At 52.6% G+C, this 17,488-nt stretch carries 16 protein-coding genes, 1 tRNA gene and 1 pseudogene; 14 read left to right on the plus strand and 4 right to left on the minus strand.

The window, feature by feature from the left end; translation table 11 throughout:
* Positions 1–197: 197 nt before the first annotated feature.
* The 3 genes and pseudogenes from CHH75_RS08415 to CHH75_RS08425 all read left to right on the plus strand — a co-directional run bounded on the left by CHH75_RS08415 (position 198) and on the right by CHH75_RS08425 (position 3,892).
* Positions 198–1,661, plus strand: a complete 1,464-nt coding sequence (locus CHH75_RS08415; RefSeq protein ID WP_095397949.1) for an aminotransferase-like domain-containing protein — start codon at positions 198–200, stop codon at positions 1,659–1,661.
* Between the two features lie 58 nt (positions 1,662–1,719).
* A pseudogene (locus CHH75_RS08420) lies at positions 1,720–2,648 on the plus strand (D-alanine--D-alanine ligase).
* A complete protein-coding gene (locus CHH75_RS08425; protein WP_095263945.1) occupies positions 2,645–3,892 on the plus strand; it encodes a pyridoxal phosphate-dependent aminotransferase in 1,248 nt (415 codons plus the stop codon). Before CHH75_RS08420 ends, CHH75_RS08425 begins: the two are co-directional and overlap by 4 nt.
* On the opposite strand, the gene CHH75_RS08430 is transcribed toward CHH75_RS08425, so the two are convergent.
* On the minus strand, positions 3,817–4,725 hold the full coding sequence (locus CHH75_RS08430; RefSeq protein ID WP_244908090.1) for a helix-turn-helix domain-containing protein: 909 nt from the start codon (positions 4,723–4,725) through the stop codon (positions 3,817–3,819). The genes CHH75_RS08425 and CHH75_RS08430 overlap by 76 nt on opposite strands.
* A 207-nt stretch (positions 4,726–4,932) precedes the next feature.
* Here CHH75_RS08430 and CHH75_RS08435 point away from each other — a divergent pair, with 207 nt between their 5' ends.
* The gene (locus CHH75_RS08435; protein ID WP_095263934.1) at positions 4,933–5,781 is read left to right on the plus strand and encodes a sugar phosphate isomerase/epimerase family protein; all 849 of its coding nucleotides are present in this window, start codon (positions 4,933–4,935) and stop codon (positions 5,779–5,781) included.
* A gap of 75 nt (positions 5,782–5,856) precedes the next feature.
* Positions 5,857–6,891, plus strand: coding sequence for a Gfo/Idh/MocA family protein (locus CHH75_RS08440; protein ID WP_095263935.1), 1,035 nt, complete (start codon positions 5,857–5,859; stop codon positions 6,889–6,891).
* 350 nt (positions 6,892–7,241) lie between these two features.
* Here the strand turns inward: CHH75_RS08440 and CHH75_RS08445 are convergent, their stop codons facing one another.
* The 3 genes from CHH75_RS08445 to CHH75_RS08455 are packed head-to-tail and all read right to left on the minus strand — an operon-like array spanning position 7,242 to position 10,087.
* Positions 7,242–8,138: a sugar phosphate isomerase/epimerase family protein gene (locus CHH75_RS08445; protein ID WP_095263936.1), complete on the minus strand. Its 897-nt coding sequence runs from the start codon at positions 8,136–8,138 to the stop codon at positions 7,242–7,244.
* 36 nt (positions 8,139–8,174) lie between these two features.
* Complete coding sequence (locus tag CHH75_RS08450) at positions 8,175–9,032, minus strand: sugar phosphate isomerase/epimerase family protein (protein WP_095263937.1); 858 nt, start codon at positions 9,030–9,032, stop codon at positions 8,175–8,177.
* Complete coding sequence (locus CHH75_RS08455; RefSeq protein WP_095263938.1) at positions 9,029–10,087, minus strand: Gfo/Idh/MocA family protein; 1,059 nt, start codon at positions 10,085–10,087, stop codon at positions 9,029–9,031. The genes CHH75_RS08450 and CHH75_RS08455 overlap by 4 nt, the downstream gene beginning before the upstream one ends.
* Positions 10,088–10,215: 128 nt before the next feature.
* On the opposite strand from CHH75_RS08455, the gene CHH75_RS08460 reads away from it, so the two are divergent.
* The 9 genes from CHH75_RS08460 (at position 10,216) to CHH75_RS08500 (ending at position 17,398) form a co-directional block, all read left to right on the plus strand.
* Positions 10,216–11,088: a helix-turn-helix domain-containing protein gene (locus tag CHH75_RS08460; protein ID WP_095263939.1), complete on the plus strand. Its 873-nt coding sequence runs from the start codon at positions 10,216–10,218 to the stop codon at positions 11,086–11,088.
* Positions 11,089–11,378: 290 nt separating this feature from the next.
* Positions 11,379–12,095 (plus strand): MgtC/SapB family protein, encoded by a 717-nt coding sequence (locus CHH75_RS08465; protein ID WP_095263940.1) that lies wholly within the window; start codon positions 11,379–11,381, stop codon positions 12,093–12,095.
* A gap of 187 nt (positions 12,096–12,282) precedes the next feature.
* Positions 12,283–12,367: transfer RNA gene (locus tag CHH75_RS08470), tRNA-Leu, on the plus strand.
* A 240-nt stretch (positions 12,368–12,607) separates the two neighbouring features.
* Positions 12,608–14,224 (plus strand): glycoside hydrolase family 5 protein, encoded by a 1,617-nt coding sequence (locus tag CHH75_RS08475; RefSeq protein ID WP_095397950.1) that lies wholly within the window; start codon positions 12,608–12,610, stop codon positions 14,222–14,224.
* A gap of 144 nt (positions 14,225–14,368) precedes the next feature.
* A complete protein-coding gene (locus tag CHH75_RS08480) occupies positions 14,369–14,614 on the plus strand; it encodes a Ger(x)C family spore germination C-terminal domain-containing protein (RefSeq protein ID WP_095263948.1) in 246 nt (81 codons plus the stop codon).
* Between the two features lie 4 nt (positions 14,615–14,618).
* A complete protein-coding gene (locus CHH75_RS08485) occupies positions 14,619–14,810 on the plus strand; it encodes a hypothetical protein (protein WP_095397951.1) in 192 nt (63 codons plus the stop codon).
* A 160-nt stretch (positions 14,811–14,970) separates the two neighbouring features.
* A complete protein-coding gene (locus CHH75_RS08490) occupies positions 14,971–15,861 on the plus strand; it encodes a fructosamine kinase family protein (RefSeq protein WP_255222992.1) in 891 nt (296 codons plus the stop codon).
* A gap of 213 nt (positions 15,862–16,074) precedes the next feature.
* A complete protein-coding gene (locus tag CHH75_RS08495; protein ID WP_095397952.1) occupies positions 16,075–16,734 on the plus strand; it encodes an NAD(P)H-dependent oxidoreductase in 660 nt (219 codons plus the stop codon).
* A gap of 163 nt (positions 16,735–16,897) precedes the next feature.
* The gene (locus CHH75_RS08500; protein ID WP_095397953.1) at positions 16,898–17,398 is read left to right on the plus strand and encodes a hypothetical protein; all 501 of its coding nucleotides are present in this window, start codon (positions 16,898–16,900) and stop codon (positions 17,396–17,398) included.
* The last annotated feature ends 90 nt before the right edge of the window (positions 17,399–17,488 follow it).

A 17,488-nucleotide genomic window follows, 5' to 3' on the forward strand; every position in this document is an offset into this window, starting at 1 on the left:
CTCAACAGTCATCGTAGATGACGAAGAGACAGCCTTTTTTTATTTGCCGATAGTTGTACGACAATTCATCCCTATCACCTTATGTTATTTCTGCTCCCTCTGAACAAGACCAACCACGCCCCTTCTGAAACCGGCGTGCTGTGGTTCTAGTGGTTCAGTTCATTTTGTGCCATCATAGTAATCAAGGGGGTTATGGGATGTATTCCGATTTCAAGCTGGCGTCTGATCGCCCGGCATATATACAGGTCAAGGATTATATGAAGCGGCTGATGATGACCGGAGCCATTCAAGGTGACCAGAAGTTGCCGTCCACGCGCGAGTTGAGCGCGCTGTTGCATGTGAGCCGCAATACGGTACTGAGCGCCTACGCTGATCTGGAGGATGAAGGGTATATTTATGCGGTCAAGGGCCGAGGGCATTTTGCGGTTCCGTCCTCCAGGGACAGTGAGGCGAAGCCGCAAGGCGGGCAGCTGGATTGGGGAGCCAGGCTGAATGATTACGCCAGACTTGCGGAGGCCCATGACCTGATGAAGCACGGCATACGAGCACCTAAAGGCGCCATAGTGTTCACAAGCATCGCGCCTGACGAGAAGCTGTTTGATCTGCCGAATGTGAGACGCGCGTTTCTGGACCGGATGGCGATGGAGGGCGAGGTTCTGCTCAATTATGGCTATGCCAAGGGCTACAAGCCGCTCATCGAATATCTTGCTGCTTACATGGAGAATAAGGGCGTTGACATGGAGGGGAAGGATCTGCTCATTACGAGCGGTTTTACCGAAGGATTGAACCTGGTCTTATCTGTTCTGAACAAGGAATCCGGGCGTATTCTGTGTGAAAATCCGACCCATCATACGGCGATTAAAAATTTCAAAATGCACGGCTATGACATTGCCGGCGTAGATATGGAGCCCGATGGCATCAGCCTGGAGAAGCTGGAGCTTGCGTTGTCGCAAGGGAGCTACGATGCAGCCTATCTCGTGCCTTCCTATCACAATCCGACCGGAATCGTCATGTCCCAGCAGAAGAGGCTGGAGGCGCTGCGCCTGCTTGGCAAGGCTCAAATTCCGGTCATTGAAGACGGATTTAACGAGGAACTGCGATACTCGGGGGCGCATATTGCTCCGCTGGCCGCTTGTGTGGGAGAGGGTAATAACAGCCTGATTTATTTAGGCAGTTTCTCGAAGATTTTATTTCCCGGAATCCGGGTGGGGTGGGTGCTTGCAGACCGGACGCTGATCGACGTTCTGGAGAGCGTGAAGCGGGCGCGCAGCATCCATACCTCGACGCTGGATCAATCGCTGCTGTATCAATATTTGTACAATGGCAATTTCGAAAAATATTTAAAGCGCGTGAAGGCGGTATATAAGCGGAAATACGAGCTGGCCACCCAATGCTGCGAAGCATCGATTCCGATGAAGCGCTTGTCGGGGGACGGCGGACTGCATCTGTTTGTAGAATTTGATCCGGGATTTCGGACACGGGAACTGCTAGAGGTCTGCTCCGCCCAAGGGGTTGTTTTCACGCCGGGTGACATCTTCTTCACGGACGGAGGCGGCCACCATACGCTGCGGCTTGGCTTCTCGCGGGTAAGCGAAGACGATATTGTCAAAGGCATTCGCATCATTGGCGAGGCCGCAAAAGGCATGCTGCAGCAACCGTAGGTTCTGGATAGCGCATCACAGAAACATCGAAGAAGATCTGTAGGAGGGAGAAGGCATGATGAAGGTTGGTGTTGTGATGGGAGGCGTATCCTCCGAGCGAGAGGTATCCCTGCTCACTGGCAAGGAGATGATGGCACATCTGGATCCTGGCCGGTACGAGGTGCGCGCGATTGAAATCAGCCATAAACGCGATCTGATCGAGAAGGCGGCGGAGATCGATATGGCGCTGCTTGCGCTTCATGGCAGTTACGGCGAGGATGGAACGGTACAGGGGACGCTGGAGACGATGGGCATTCCGTACACGGGCAGCGGTGTTCTGGCCAGCAGCATATGTATGGATAAGGATGTCAGCAAAAGGCTGATTCGCAGTGAAGAATTGCCGACACCGGACTGGGTGACGGTATCCGGCCTGGCAGATTTGGAAGGAGCAGACGTGCAGCGGCTCGGATTTCCGATTGTAGTCAAACCGAATCGGGGCGGTTCCAGCATCGGGATCCGGATCGTGCATTCGGCCGACGACCTGACTTCTGCTGTGAAAGAAGCGCTAGAGTGGGACCGCACGATCATGTTGGAGCGGTATATCGACGGTCAGGAAATCACCTGTTCGATTCTGAACGGCGAGCTGCTTCCGGTGCTGTCCATCAAGCCGCATGCTGATTTTTTTGATTACAAGTCCAAATATGAAGAAGGCGAGGACGAGGAAACGGTGGCTGTACTTCCGGCGCCAGTGCGGGAGCAGGTCGAAGCTGCTGCTCTGAGTGCTATCATGCTTTAAAATGCAGTGTGTATGCCAGGGTAGACATGATGCTGAAGGATGATAACCTCTATATTCTGGAGGTCAACACCCTTCCCGGACTGACCAAGAACAGCCTGCTTCCCAAAAGCGCAGCGGCAGCAGGCATATCCTTTAGCAGGCTGCTCGACATCATCATCGAATCTTCGCTTCGCGAGCGGCTAGGGGAAGAAGGCAAGGGGCCATGGATATGAATCCCATCAGCAGCCGGATATCACCCGTTGTGCAGTCGATTCCGCCATCGGGGATCAGGCAGTTCTTCAATGTGGTGGAGGGTGACAAGGACATCATCTCCCTTGGGGTAGGAGAGCCGGACTTCTCAACGCCGAAGTGTGCAATCGATGCGGTGAAACGCAGCCTGGAGCAGGGGCAGACGATGTACACGCCAAACGAAGGCATGTCAGACCTGCGGGAGGCGATCGCCGAGTACATGCATGCCAGCTTCGGAATACGCTATGAACCGTCACGGGAGGTGCTGGTGACGGTAGGAGGCAGCGAGGCGATTGATCTTGCGCTGCGAGCGATCTTGTCACCGGGTGATGAGGTGATCGTACCGGTGCCGGGGTATATCGCATACGCTCCCTTGATCCGCTTAAATGGCGGCACCCCGGTCGAGCTTGAGCTGGCAGAGAAGGATCAGTTCAAGCTGACGGCAGAAGCGCTCAGGCAGGCTATTACACCGCAGACAAAAGCGATCATGGTTAATTATCCGAGTAATCCGACCGGAGCAATTATGACGCATGAGGATTGGCTCCCGATTGCTCGTCTTGCTGTACAGCATAATCTGATCATTCTATCGGACGAAATCTATGCGGAGCTGACGTACGAAGGCAAGCATGTCAGCATTGCTTCACTGCCAGGCATGCGGGAGCGAACCGTCGTGATCAGCGGCTTCTCGAAAGCCTATGCCATGACCGGCTGGCGGGTCGGATACGTCTGCGGGGACAGGGCGCTTATCGCGGCCATGACGAAGATTCATCAATATACCGCCCTCTGCGCCCCCCGCGTGGGGCAAGCGGCCGCGCTGGAATGCCTTCGCAGCGGGCAGGCAGACAAAGAGGAGATGAAACGGGCATTCAATGAGCGAAGACGGATGTTTGCAGCGGCGCTTAACGACATCGGCCTGTCGTGCCGCCAGCCGCAGGGCGCCTTCTATCTGTTTCCTTCCATAGCAGGAACCGGGCTGAGCTCCCAGGTGTTCGCCGAGCGTTTGCTTGTGGAAGCGAAAGTTGCGGTCGTGCCAGGGCATGTGTTCGGTGCCGGTGGAGAAGGCTTCATCCGCTGCTCCTACGCGGCTTCAAGCGTACAACTGGCCGAGGCCGTAGAGCGAATAGATCGCTGGCTGAAGCAGACGGGTCTGGTCTACAAAATTCGTGACAGCTTGCGGTATTCCGTAGCGGTAATGCCCTCGAGCCTGCGAAAGATACGGCTGAAATAATGGATATCGGCGTAGCCGACATGGGCACCTACCATCTCGATTGACAGATCGGATTCCCGCAGCAGCCTTCTGGCTTCCCTGTGGCGGATGGACTGGACATATTCGCTCGGCGGCATCCCCGTCAACTGCTTAAACAGCTTGGCTGCATGATCAAGGCTCAGCATGAGTCGTTCCGCAATCACTTTATTGCTCCAGTCTTCGGCTGGAGCTTGTTCCATTTGGGCTATCAATTCATATAGTTTGGCGTCGTGCGGCGATGAATCTGCGAGTGTGCGTGCGGGACGAGAGCGAAGCAGCTGAATAAGAATGTCCAGCATCAGGCCTTTGCATACCAGCTCATAGCCGGCAGGACGCAGCGTGAATTCATCTACAACGCGCTCCATCATCTGTACGCAGGGAACCGGGGGGGTGTAGATGGTGCGGGATGAGAGCGGCGGAAGATGGTCCAAGACTCCCTCGCTGGCGAACTTCTCAGGTGCAAGCCTCGCTTCATTCACAATCATATCCGCTTCTGTCTGAATGTTCAGCTCATCGAAAAAGTCAAAATGAATGCCAAGAAACTTCGCATCCGGCCGTGATACGACCTCATTCTGATGATACACCCCGGATGGCAGGAAGATAAGCTGCCCCGCCTCAATGGGATGACGCTGACCGTACATCGTCGTTACGGCTTCTCCCTGACATACATACAACAGCTCAAAATCATACAACCTCCGCGCAGGCAAAGCGCCGGTCGGCATCCGCTGAAACTGCGCATAATGAATGCTCGGTGACCATGCCTTCGCGGGAGCCTGTCTTTTCCTAGGGTAATCCTGCTCCTGTGGTGGGTACACGCATCTCCCTCCTTTCTGTATGTCTCAAGTCATATTAAAATCACGGAATTATCCAAATATTCGCTTTTCTATCTAAATCAATTATTGAATTAATTATTTAATATATAAGTAATTATTGCAACTCCAAGGACTTCATATCTCAACGGATATGGACAAAACGGAGGCTGCTGAGTCTGTCTTTATCATGAAAATAAAGGAGGGCTTCACATGAGAAAAGGGATTAATATATGGTCGTTTCCCGAGCATGCGTCCATTGCCGAATGCATTTCACTGGCCAAGAATGCGGGCTTTGAGGGGATTGAATTGTCGCTGAACAAGACAGGGGAGCTTGGACTTGAGGCAACCGACAAGGAAGTTGCGGTTATTCAATCCGCGCTCAGGGAAGCAGAGCTGGACATTGCTGGGCTTGCGACCGGGCTGTACTGGGATTACTCCATGACGAGCGACGATCCGGCAATGCGGGAGAAGGCGGTGGATGTATGCAAGAAACAGCTGGAGCTTGCTTCTGCATTTGGCGTGGATGCGATTCTGGTTATTCCCGGCGCAGTGGGAGTAGATTTTATTCCGGGTGCGGCGGTCGTGGACTATGAATATGCGTATGAACGGGCTCAGGAGGCGATCGCGGGACTTGTACCTTTTGCCAAGAGTGCAGGGGTATCCCTAGCTATCGAAAATGTATGGAACAAGTTTCTGTTATCCCCGCTGGAGCTTCGCAGATTCATCGATGAAATCGGCTCCGAACTGGTCGGCTCCTATTTTGATGTAGGCAATGTTGTGCACAGCGGTTATCCAGAGCAGTGGATTCGAATTCTGGGCAAGCGGATTAAAAAGGTGCATTTCAAAGATTACCGTAGACAGGCGGGCGGACTGCACGGCTTTGTTGATTTGCTTGCTGGCGATGTCAACTATCCGGAGGTCGTGAGTGCGCTCCGTTCCATCGGTTATGACAACTACGTAACGGCCGAAATGATTCCAGGGTACACGCATTATGCTGAGCAAATCATTGTGAACACGTCCTTGGCGATGGATGTTATTCTGGGCCGAGCTCAAGGTTAAGGCGTAAGGTTTTACGATGGCAGATGACATTGACAGATGACATTGACAGATGACTTTAAAAAGGAGGGCTTCTGGATGTTGAAGGTGGGATTGCTGGGATTTGGCTTTATGGGACGCATGCATTTTGACAATTACGTCCGTCTGATGGAAGAGGGGGCGGGCGTTCAGCTTCAAGCCATTTGTGATGTTCGCATGGATGAACTCAAGAATGCCAAGGCAAGCGGGAACATGGCGACAGAGAAAGAGGTGTACGACCTGTCGGATTACCGTCTGTATAGCCGTCTGGAGGACATGCTGGAGCAGGAGCAGCTGGACATTGTGGATGTGTGCCTGCAGACGTATCTGCATGCCGATCTTACTTGTATGCTGCTGGAGAAAGGCTATCATGTCCTGTGCGAGAAGCCGGTGGCGGGCTCTTCCGATGAGGGCTGGCGCATGGTGCAGGCTGCTAAGCGTTCCGGAAAGCAGCTGATGATCGGGCAATGTCTTCGCTTCTGGCCGGAGTACGAATACCTGAAAGCATGTGTAGAGGATGGACGGTACGGGAAGGCGCTGGCGGGACAATTCTATCGAGGCTCGGAGTCGCCGACTGGCTGGTTTCTCGATGGGGATCTTAGCGGGGGCTGCATACTGGATATGCACATTCATGATGCGGATATGATTCACTGGCTCTTCGGAAAGCCCGATGCGGTGACAACACAGGCACTGAATGTGATTCCGGGGAGCGGATACGATATTGTGTCGACCCATTACAGCTATCCGGATGGCAAGGTCATACACGGGCATGCGGATTGGACGCTCCAAGGAGAGCATGGTTTCTTCATGGGATACCGGGTGAACTTTGAGCGGGCGACGCTCGTGTTCGATCAGAACGTGCTTACGGTGTATCCAGCAGAAGCTCCTCGCTTCCAGCCTGATTTGTCAACGGATGCGGGATATTACCGTGAGATCAAGTATTTCCTCAACTGTGTGGCGAATGGGGAAAGCACGACAGTATGTACGCCGGACAGCGCGGTAGGATCATTGGAAATAATCGAGGCGGAGATTCGTTCAGCCAAGGAGAACGGCCGGGCAGTGACGGTTGCAAATAATCGGTACACCAAGTCTTGAATATAACCGGGTAAACCGCCATCCGGGCTGTGGTATCAGGGATCAGGTCATGTGTCTGTTGCTGCCTTTGCACCATTATCCCTTTCTTTCAGGTAGCGGGGTCAGGGACAATGGGGGAAGAAAGAGTTACCGGATCGAACGGGATAATCGTGCAAGGCGTACCGAAGCGATCCAAATCCTTTAGGCTGCAAATGATTTAGACCCAAGCTGATATAGTCCTAAAAATGTTGTAACCCTATGTTGTAACCCAAATGTTGTAGCCCTAAATGCATAAGGGAAATGCAATAAGAAACAGGCCGTGTCAAGGAGCAACTCCAACCTTGAACGGCCTGTTCTCATTTGCCTGTCTATTAAGCTCGGAATCCTTTCAGGAAATTCACAGCAAGCTGAATATCCTCTTCCGGATTCGTTTTTACTTCGCGCTCAATCGTCAAGTAGCCGGTGTATCCGATATCCTTCAATGCCTGTAGGTAAGCCGGCCAATCCACGCCGCCTTCCCCGAGCGGCACTTCGCGGAATTTCTCACCGGATTCGGCCATATCGGCCATTTTGTCATGGTCGAGCGCAGGTGCTTCATACCCGAAATCGCCATACACATCGCGCGGATCGATGAAGTCAGCCAGCTTGATGCCATCCTTCGCGTGGGTATGCACGATGTAATCCTTCAGCGTGTATACGCCTTGCACAGGGTCATCACCGGTGACCATTACCATATTGGCCGGGTCGAAGTTAACGGAGACGCCGTTGGAGCCGAGGCTGTCCAGGAACGATTTCAGATGGGCCGAGGGCTCCGGACCTGTCTCAATCGCGAAATAGGCGCCCATCGATTTCGCAAACGAGCTGAGCTCGGAGCAGGCCTTGTGCATCGTTCCATACACCGGGCCGTTCTTGTCTTGTGGCACGATGCCGATATGGGTAGTCACGATGTTGGTGCCGAGATCGAGCGCAAGCTCCATAATCCGTTTGGATTTTTCGATTTTGGCTGGATTTTCAGCAGGGTCCTGGAAGCCGTGACCGCCAAGATCGCCGACCAGGGCGGAGATTTCCAGCCCAAGCGAGGCAATGTAATCCTTCAGCTCCTTGCGGGCGGATGCTGATAGATTAGCTGGATCCATCTCGCCATGTACGGCATAGATCTGGACGCCGTCCGCGCCGACCTTTTTCGCTTTTTGCAGACCTTCTCTCACGCCAACCCGAAAGCTGTCCACAATGACACCGATTTTGTTCGGCATAATAGGCTTTGTCATGCGTAATCCTCCATTCTTATTGAATGCTTTCGCTCTTTATACTTCATTCCATGTTTTACGCAAATATTCCAGTCCAAGCTTCGTGCCTGTCCGGCAGTCTTCCATGCCTTCAAACTCAATGGAAATGTAGCCATCATATCCGGATTCCTTCACGATGCGGATGACATCGCGCATCGGAATATCGCCATGACCGACAATCGCCCCGCGCAGCCAGTTGCCGCTGGAGGTGTTAAACCAGCCTGGACCTGGCGCGAGCTCCTTGGAGCGATAGTAGAAATCCTTGAAGTGGACCATAGAGGCCAGTCCAATATTGTTGGCTACGGCAACGGTTGACGGTTCATCCGCACAGAGGAAGTTGCCGACATCAAGCGTTGTTTTGAAATTCGGATGGTTCACGGTTTGCACCAGCGCCTGGACACGGTCACTATGCTGGATGAAGTACCCGTGGTTCTCCACGCTGGTTGTAATCCCGCGCTCTGCGGCATAATCCGCGATGATGCGGCAGGCATTCGCGAGGCGAGGAAGCTCTTCCAGGAAGTGCTTCATCGACAGGTCCTGGGAGGAGGCGACGTCATGCCGCATCAGCTTGACGCCAAGGGCGGAAGCGATGTCCACTTCGCTTTTCACTCTTTCGATTTCGGCCTCGTAAGCGGCATCGTCCAGTTCAGCGAAGTTTGCGCCGATGGCATAGTTGGAAATGTCCAGCCCTTTGGCTGCGGCATGTGTCTTGATCGTCTCGATCAGCTCCGGGTTCTCCTTCAGGTTGAAGCCGAGCGGAACGATCTCGATATGCTCGCCGCCGATGTCAGCGATATAGTCAATTACGTCGGTGATGGTCATCTCGCCTTTATTCAAGGCTTGGAAGAGGCTGTATGAGCTTACGCCAAACTTCATAGCTTCACTTCAGCTCCTTTTTCCGCAGACTCGTAAATGCCGCACAGAATTTTCATAATTTCCACGCCGTCTTCCACCGGGCTGATCGGGGTGGTTCCGTTCTTAATGCTATCAATAAAATGATCAACCTCGCTCTGGAAAGCCGAGTTGAAGTCAAAGCCTTTGTTATCTGTTTGCGGGTAAATGTTCACGATCGTATCATGCTTCTCGGATACAACGACAACCTCCGGATCCACCTCGAAGCCGCCTTTGTCACCGTACAGCTTGATGGACGTGTCGTTCTCCTTCGCATGGAGGGTGAAGCTGACATCGATCATCAGGGAAGCGCCGTTTTCGAAACGGATCAGGGCGTTGGCCATATCCTCCACGGTGTTCTTCTCGGCATCGTAATCCGCTGCTTTGTAGAAGGACAGATTGCGGACGTTGGAGCGGTTGCCCAGCTTCTTGTATGTGTTAGCGCTGACAGACACCGGTTTTGGACGTCCCATCATGTACCAGCACAGATCGATGACATGCACGCCGATGTCGATCAGCGGGCCGCCGCCGGAGCGTTCGATGTCGGAGAACCAGCCGCCCGGATTGCCCAGTCTGCGAATGGCGGACGCCTTGGCAAAATACAATTCGCCGAATTCGCCTTGATCCGCGAACTGACGAAGCATCTGTGCGTTCGGATCGTAACGTCTGACGAAACCGACCTGAAGCAGCTTGCCGGATGTTTTAACCGCTTCCTGAACGCGGAGCGCTTCTTCAACCGTGCGGCACAGCGGCTTCTCGACAAGCACATGCTTGCCGGCATGAAGGGCAGCGATGCTGATCTCGGCATGGGTGTTATTCCAGGTACAGATGCTGACTGCATCAATCTCCGGATCGGCGAGCAGCTCGTTGTAATCGGTAAATACTTTGGTTGCACCGTATTTGTCAGCAGCTTGGCGTGCTCTTTCCTCGTTCAGATCGCACACCGCAACCAGATTCACCTCCGGATGCTTCATATAAGATTGCAAATGCATGGATGAAATCGATCCAGTTCCAATGACACCAACATTAAAGGTTTTCATCATGTCAACTCCTCTGATTTACTGGCTTGCTACTTTTGTATTATAATGCTAATAACGCATGAAGCCATGATGAACCGTGCTGTTTGTTTGTACATTTGTGCTGACTTCACTGGAAGGAGTTTTTAGCATTGGACAAGTCGCTGCAGGAGCCCATGACGATGCCTGATCCGCATTTTCCGATCAAGGTTCACCGCTGTATCAAGGAAGGAATCGGACAGGTGCTGTTTCCGCATCACTGGCACGAACAACTTGAATTCCTGTATTTTGTCGAAGGTGAGGCTACGCTTGAGCTGGGGTCCTCCACGCTGCAGGTGAAGGAGGGGGATTTCATTGCGGTCAACCGAAACGAGCTTCATTATGGTGTCAGCCGGACCCCTCATTTGTTCTATTATGCCTTGATCGCAGATTTCTCTCTGCTTCAGAGTCATTCCATGGATGCGCCCGAGATGAAGTTCATCACACCGATTGCCCAGAACCGGCTGCTGTTCAACAACCGGATCGGAGGGGATGATGCGATTGCCTCTATGCTGTCCATCATTAAAGAGCTGGAAGAGCGCGAGTTCGGTTATGAGCTGGCGATCAAATCCGAGCTCTACCGGTTGCTGACGCTGCTGCTGCGCGGCTATGTTTCCACGGTGCTGACACAGGAAGAGTATGTGGAACGAATGAAGAACGTCGAGCGCTTCGCACCGATTTTTAAATATATCGAGGATCATTACAAAGAGAATCTGACCGTTGAGCTGCTGTCCGGCATGGCCGGGCTGAGCCGCTATCATTTCAGCAGGTTGTTCAAGGAGATCAGCGGCAGAACGGTAACCGAATATGTCAATGAAACGAGGCTGAACAAGGCGGATTATCTGCTGCGCGAAAGCCCGCTGACAATTTCCGAGATTGCAACCGCGACAGGTTTCAACGACATCTATTACTTCAGCCGCACCTTCAAGAAGGTTAAACAGGTTGCCCCTTCCGCCGTGAGGAAGAAAAGACCGGCAATGAGATAAGCTCTTTCATTCCAGGCTGCTTGCCCGATCGTTATCGGGACAGCACGCTTGGAGTGGGAGGGCTTTTTGTTATGCACGATGCCAGGGGCAGCGGGATTAGGAGCCGTTTTACACGAATGAGGACTAAACGCGCGAGGACACTCATACACATATTGGCGTTGGTCAATCGGGATCTTCTTATGGACTTGAGCCTTCCGTGTTATACATATGAGGTTGAGAGGGTATTATTTAACGGAACATGTCCATCTGATAAAGATTTGGCAGCCGAGGAGAGGAGTGACATATGGATCATGACCATTTATCTGGAAAGTGAAATTATGCTGATGCGGCTGCTGCTGGCTGCGCTGCTCGGCGGTCTCATCGGTTGGGAGCGGGAGCGAAGGAACAAGCAGGCTGGACTCAAAACCCATCTGCTGGTGGCGGTCGGCTCCACCCTGATTATGCTGACCTCCATCTACGGATTTGACAGCACGCTGATCAATCACCCTAATGCCAGGTTCGACCCGGCGCGATTGTCAGCCCAGGTGGTCAGCGGGATCGGATTTTTGGGGGCTGGGGCAATATTACGGCGCTCCAATAACATTATCTCCGGCTTGACGACAGCGGCCACATTATGGGTGGCGGCTGCCATCGGATTAAGTGTCGGGTCCGGGTACTATTTGCCGGCCGTCGTGACAACGATCATTGTGCTGCTTAGCACATTGGTGCTGAATCGGTTTGAGGCACGCTTCTTGTTTATCAAAAAATCCGGACGCTTAAAAATTACCGTGGAATCTGAAGACCAGCCGGTTGAAGTCAGCGCGATCACGTCGCTGCTGCATAAAGCCAATGTCAGTCTGGAAGATATGACGGTTAACAATGAAGGGGCAGACGGGGAATCGACCAGGGTGACGATGGAATTCCGGGTGTATTCTTTTAACGGGAAAGGCGTGGATGAACTGCTGGAGCAGCTGTGGAAGGTGGAAGGCATCAAGCAGGTGCGGATGAACTGGAGAGACAAGGACTAGAACAAGAACCAGAGCGGGGAAGTTGCGGGGAATACTGACATCGCGTATTATGTAAAAAATGAAGAGTATGTATCATCTCGAAAATAATCAAAAAAATCAAAAAAAGGTCTTGCATTTTATTGATGAGCGGGATATACTCTTAATTACGGTGATTGAAACACAGATGACAAACACCACTACATAATATGCGGTCGTGGCGGAATTGGCAGACGCGCACGGTTCAGGTCCGTGTGGGCTAACCCCCCGTGGAGGTTCGAGTCCTCTCGACCGCATCCGGTAAGAACGAGAAAGCTCCGGAGTCTTCTTTCATGAAGATTCCGGGGCTTTTTTGTATATCCGTCGAAATCTCTATCCCGAATCGTGGGACGGTCATACCGGCCGATCATCTAAACAGGAGCCAAGGCCATAATTTTCGGGTTAGGGTCGCAAATATCGGGACGGCTATGATGGGCCAGGACAGGGTGCTATAATGATTGCGTTAAATCGAAGAATAGCACCGGGAGGATGAAACGATGCATGAGAAAACAGATCGTTCGCGCGTGAAGGGCTTTCTGCAGGCCAGAGGGACAAGCATAGTCAACGGCGATGGCGAGGAAATCATTCTGACAGGATGGGGCCTCGGGAATTGGCTGCTCTGTGAAGGGTACATGTGGCTGTCCCACAACACGCGGTTCGACCGTCCACGGCGGATCGAAGCGGTGATTGAGGAAGTGGCGGGCAAGCCGTATGCCGAACAATTCTGGAAGCGTTTCCGTGATAATTATGTGACTCGTGAAGATATCCGGCTTATGGCCGAACAGGGCTACAACTCGGTTCGCATTCCATTCGGATGGAGAGTGCTGATGGAGGACGAGCCGGGGATCCGCTGGAAGGAAGACGGTTTTGCGCTGATCGACCGCTGTCTGGACTGGTGCGAAGAGTTCGGCCTCTACGCCTTCCTGGATTTGCATGGGGCGCCCGGCGGGCAGACGGGGGCCAACATCGATGATTCGGTGGATGACTTTCCGCGTCTGTTCACGGATGAAGACAGCTGGAACAAGGGGATCGAGCTATGGCGGGAATTGGCCCGCCGGTACCGCGACCGCTGGATTGTAGGCGGTTACGACTTGCTGAATGAGCCGGTTCGGCCGGGACTGATGGAAGGGAAGCATGAAGATTATCTTGTGCGCCGCCTGGTGAAGTTCTACGAGGAGGCCATCGCCGCGATCCGGGAAATTGATGATCGGCATCTGCTGTCGGTGGAAGGCCATCACTGGGCAACGAACACAGCGGTATTCTATAAACGGTACGACCCGAACATGGTCATTCATTTCCACCGGTATGCCTGCAAGCCTGGCAAAGAGGTATACGATGAATATTTGGCGCTCTCCAAGGCATTGGATCAGCCGTTATGGCTGGGCGAGACAGGGGAGAACGAACTGGAGTGGTTTGCCGCGATGTATCCGCTGGCGGTGTCGCTGGGGATTGGCTACAACTTATGGCCGTGGAAAAAGATGGGGCGTGCAAATTCACCTTATACCGTGAATAAGCCTGAGGGCTGGGATGAGTTTCTGGCCTACACCGAAGGCGGGGCGCGGCCGAGTTATGATCGTACAAAGCAGATATTGGACGAGTATCTGAATAATATTAAAGTAGAGAATTGCACCGCTCATCCGGAGGTGACGGCATCTGTATTCCGAACGCCGGGCTGCCGGGTGCGGGGAACTGATTTTGACGAGTTTCCGGGAAAGGGCGTATCCTTTAGCGGACTTCGCACGGAAGGAAATATTTATAAGTATCGGGACAAAACGGGCATGAAATTCGTTCCGATTTCTGATGAGCCCCAGACGAAGGCGTTTGTGTTCGACAGCGGCTGGATGAATCTCGCCCTGGAGCTGACAGAGGGCGAATTTGCTGTCTACTCCTTCCGCGGCATCGAGGCGGGAAATTCGGTAACGCTTGAGCTGGTTTGCAGGGAGGCGGCCACTGTTACCGTCCGGCAGGACGGAGCCGAGAAGACGGTCACGTCATTGTCTCCGGGCAGCGACCTATGCCGCGTTAGTGCTACACTTGCACCTGCGGACGCTTCCTCGATTGAAGTTAGAGTGGATGGCGGCAGAATTGAATTGCATTCCGTCGCTTTAGGATAAATTAAAGTGGATAGATCATAGTGATTTATAACCAGCATGCCGTAATAATGAAGGCGCTTGCGCTCCTCAATGGAGATCCAAGCGCCTTTTTGTATTCGGCTAATGATTATTCCCTGTAATGGTATATTTTAAGGGTATGTATCGATGAACTTAATTAAGGGAGAGGCTGATTTAATTCCGGAAATAAACGGACAGCAATTAAAAATGACGTTAAGGATCGAGACTGTAGACGATGTCATTCAGAACCAAACAGAGTGGGATCTAAAGGAAGTGGATAGCATCCGAAAGCTGGAGGATGCCTTGGCTCGCAAGATCGAAGAGCGCTTATCAGCTACACTTGAAGTCGTGCAAAAAGAGTTGAAAGTGGACGTTTCTCAAGCAAAGAGGTGAAAGCATGAAAGTGGTGTATATCGTCGGTATTACATTCCTCGTCCTGTTGATGTTCATCTATCAATGGCCGAGAATACAATCAGGCGAGAGGAGAGAAAAAGCCGCCTTTGCAGCCCTGACAGTAATGACCTCTCCGGCCAAAATCATTGATTTTCTATTGGTGCAGTTAAGAAATATCGTGACAAGTCCTTTTTAGCGCATTTCCACCCAATCAAACTGACATTGCATATGCAGCCAAGTTCCCCTAAGATATGGACTATGGTAAATTGGTGATCGAATCGTGAAGAATGGATCGCCTCTTGTTATTGCGGCAATAAGACACGGTTTGAAGGGAATCCGGGGGAGTGAAGCGATCAATGAGTACAGAGCAGTGGAACACACCACTGATGCAAATATTAACGAAACATGGCATCGATGCCAAGGAGGTTACGCTGACCCCGTTGTCCGGCGGAAGCATCAGCCCGGTGTGGAAGGCAGGTACAACTAAGGGAGATTATCTTGTGAAAATCGGCGAGGTTCCGGCCATGCTGGAGAAGGAAGCAGAGGGTTTGCAGGCCATTGCTTCAGCGGAGGCGATTCCGGTTCCGCATATTTACGGTCGTGGGACGGTCGGCGAGGAGAAGGCGGAAGCGCTAGCGTATATCGTGATGTCGTACGTGCAAGGAAGCGAGGCGCCGGATACGGCAGAGCGACTGGGACGCGGCGTAGCGGGGCTGCATGCCCGGACGACTGGACGATTCGGCTATGGCGCCGACAATTATATTGGCCGCCTGTCCCAGCCGAATGCTTGGGCAGACAATTGGGTTGCATTTCTGCGCACGCATCGGCTCGGGCATCAGCTAGAGCTTGCCATCGCGGGAGGCCATATGCCGGGTGAGCGGCGGGAGCGCATGGAGCGGCTGCTTGACCGGCTCGACCAGTGGATACCGACCCATCCGTCGCCATCTTTGCTGCACGGCGATTTGTGGCGCGGCAACTGGATTGTTGGCCCGGGGGGTCAGCCGTATTTGATTGATCCGGCCGTTTATTACGGAGATGCCGAGATGGAACTGGCCTTCACTGAACTGTTCAGCGGCTTCCCGGAACGCTTCTATGAAGCCTACCGGGAAGTCCGGCCCTTCGATCAGCAGCGCTATGCCGAGCGGCGGCCGCTCTATCAGTTGTACTACCTGCTCGTTCACCTGAATCATTTTGGCGAATCCTATGGCCCCGCTGTCGACCGGGTGCTGGCACGATACGCAGGCTGAAGCAAGATCCGGAGTAGTGAAAGCATCATGGATGAAAGGCATGCATCGGTTGTCGTGAATCTGCGGCGTGAAGTTTTCTTTTGAGGTTATTTTTGTTATTGTTGTACTTGGAAAAGGGCAGGATAGTCGATGCATTTCTCTAGGAAGCATGAACGGTTCACCGGCCGCTGCTTGTCACGGCGCCCTTACTTAATACCGAAGGAGAGAGTGAATATGACCATAACGAAAGAAGAAATTTTGGCTGCGTACCATTTTCGGCATGCAACAAAAGCATTCGACCCGAGCAAAACGATCTCCGATGACGATTTTGAATTTATTTTGGAGACCGGCCGCTTGTCGCCGAGCTCGTTTGGCACAGAGCCATGGCGTTTTCTCGTCATTCAGAATGAACAGCTTCGAACCAAGATTAAAAACGCCTCGTGGGGAGCGGCCGGCAAGCTGCCGGAGGCAAGCGACTTTGTCATCATCCTCGCGCGGACGCATCAGGATACAAGATATGACTCCGCCTATTTAAAGGAGCAGTTCAAAGACATTCCGGAAGAACATTTGGCCAAGTTTTTGGGGATGGTTGAGGAGTTTCAGAGACAGGATTTTAAGCTGCTCGATAACGAGCGCTTCCTTAACGATTGGGCAATGAAGCAGACGTACATCGCGCTTGCCAACATGATGACAGCTGCGGCTCAAATCGGCATCGATTCCTGTCCGATTGAAGGTTTTAATATGGAGACGATGGATCAGCTGCTGGAGGAGGAAGGGCTGCTGGAGGGCGGACGCTTTACGGCTTCCGTGATGGTTGCCTTCGGCTATCGGAAGGAAGAGCCGAGACCGAAGAAACGCAGACCGTATGAGGATGTTGTAAAGTGGGTTAAATAAGCAAGAAATAAGCGAAGCGAGGCGGGAAACCTCGGTATGCAAGCCGACTGCGGTGCAGGGGGAGAAGCCCTTGCGCCGCTTTTTGATGTGACGAGCGTCAGGAAAAGCCAGCGCCCTGCGTTATATACATAGAAGTTAACATGAAGTTAAGGAGGCGAACCCATTGATCGTAACCAAGAGGAACATCCGGATCATCCGATATGTACAGTTAGTTCTGGGCGTGTCGCTGCTGCTTCTGCTGCCCCTTCCGGCATCGGCTTACGAGCCGGCGGCAAGCGCCGAGGCCCATACTTTGCCACCGCGCGAGAACCTAGCTCCGAACACGGTATTTGATCCGAAGTTCGATTATTTGGAGAAAGGGCAGGGTTATCTAACCAATCAGGGGAAACAAAGAGTCAATATTTGGGGTGAAAGCTATGGCACCGTAAGGGTGGATGAAATCGGCGTTCAGCTCACCCTGCAGCGATGGACCGGATCAGCCTGGATCGACGTCTACCTCGGTCCCAATAGCAAAGAACAGAACGCAGCCTATGTGTACTCGTCCATCAGCAATATCTCAGTGTTAAGCGGTTATTATTACCGGACGAAATCCTATCATTGGATCAAAAAGGGGTCAACGGTGGAATCGGGTTACCGCTATTCGCCATCGCATCTGATCCCGTAATGAGCATGAAGTGCGAGTGGGGAAGCCCATTCGCTTTTTTTTTTTATCTATCATCGTTAGAAATGAACCGGCAGCTTCGTTATATCTATA

Origin of the sequence: Paenibacillus sp. 7541 (assembly GCF_002276395.1) — a bacterium.
GTDB classification, from domain to species: domain Bacteria; phylum Bacillota; class Bacilli; order Paenibacillales; family Paenibacillaceae; genus Paenibacillus_AQ; species Paenibacillus_AQ campinasensis.

Bases quoted from the DNA above. Each gene is read 5' to 3' on its own strand.
- CHH75_RS08415 (WP_095397949.1), top strand. From the start codon at position 198: ATGTATTCCGATTTCAAGCTGGCGTCTGATCGCCCGGCATATATACAG.
- CHH75_RS08425 (WP_095263945.1), top strand. From the start codon at position 2,645: ATGAATCCCATCAGCAGCCGGATATCACCCGTTGTGCAGTCGATTCCG.
- CHH75_RS08435 (WP_095263934.1), top strand. From the start codon at position 4,933: ATGAGAAAAGGGATTAATATATGGTCGTTTCCCGAGCATGCGTCCATT.
- CHH75_RS08440 (WP_095263935.1), top strand. From the start codon at position 5,857: ATGTTGAAGGTGGGATTGCTGGGATTTGGCTTTATGGGACGCATGCAT.
- CHH75_RS08445 (WP_095263936.1), bottom strand. From the start codon at position 8,138: ATGACAAAGCCTATTATGCCGAACAAAATCGGTGTCATTGTGGACAGC.
- CHH75_RS08450 (WP_095263937.1), bottom strand. From the start codon at position 9,032: ATGAAGTTTGGCGTAAGCTCATACAGCCTCTTCCAAGCCTTGAATAAA.
- CHH75_RS08455 (WP_095263938.1), bottom strand. From the start codon at position 10,087: ATGAAAACCTTTAATGTTGGTGTCATTGGAACTGGATCGATTTCATCC.
- CHH75_RS08465 (WP_095263940.1), top strand. From the start codon at position 11,379: ATGACCATTTATCTGGAAAGTGAAATTATGCTGATGCGGCTGCTGCTG.
- CHH75_RS08475 (WP_095397950.1), top strand. From the start codon at position 12,608: ATGCATGAGAAAACAGATCGTTCGCGCGTGAAGGGCTTTCTGCAGGCC.
- CHH75_RS08480 (WP_095263948.1), top strand. From the start codon at position 14,369: ATGAACTTAATTAAGGGAGAGGCTGATTTAATTCCGGAAATAAACGGA.
- CHH75_RS08485 (WP_095397951.1), top strand. From the start codon at position 14,619: ATGAAAGTGGTGTATATCGTCGGTATTACATTCCTCGTCCTGTTGATG.
- CHH75_RS08490 (WP_255222992.1), top strand. From the start codon at position 14,971: ATGAGTACAGAGCAGTGGAACACACCACTGATGCAAATATTAACGAAA.
- CHH75_RS08495 (WP_095397952.1), top strand. From the start codon at position 16,075: ATGACCATAACGAAAGAAGAAATTTTGGCTGCGTACCATTTTCGGCAT.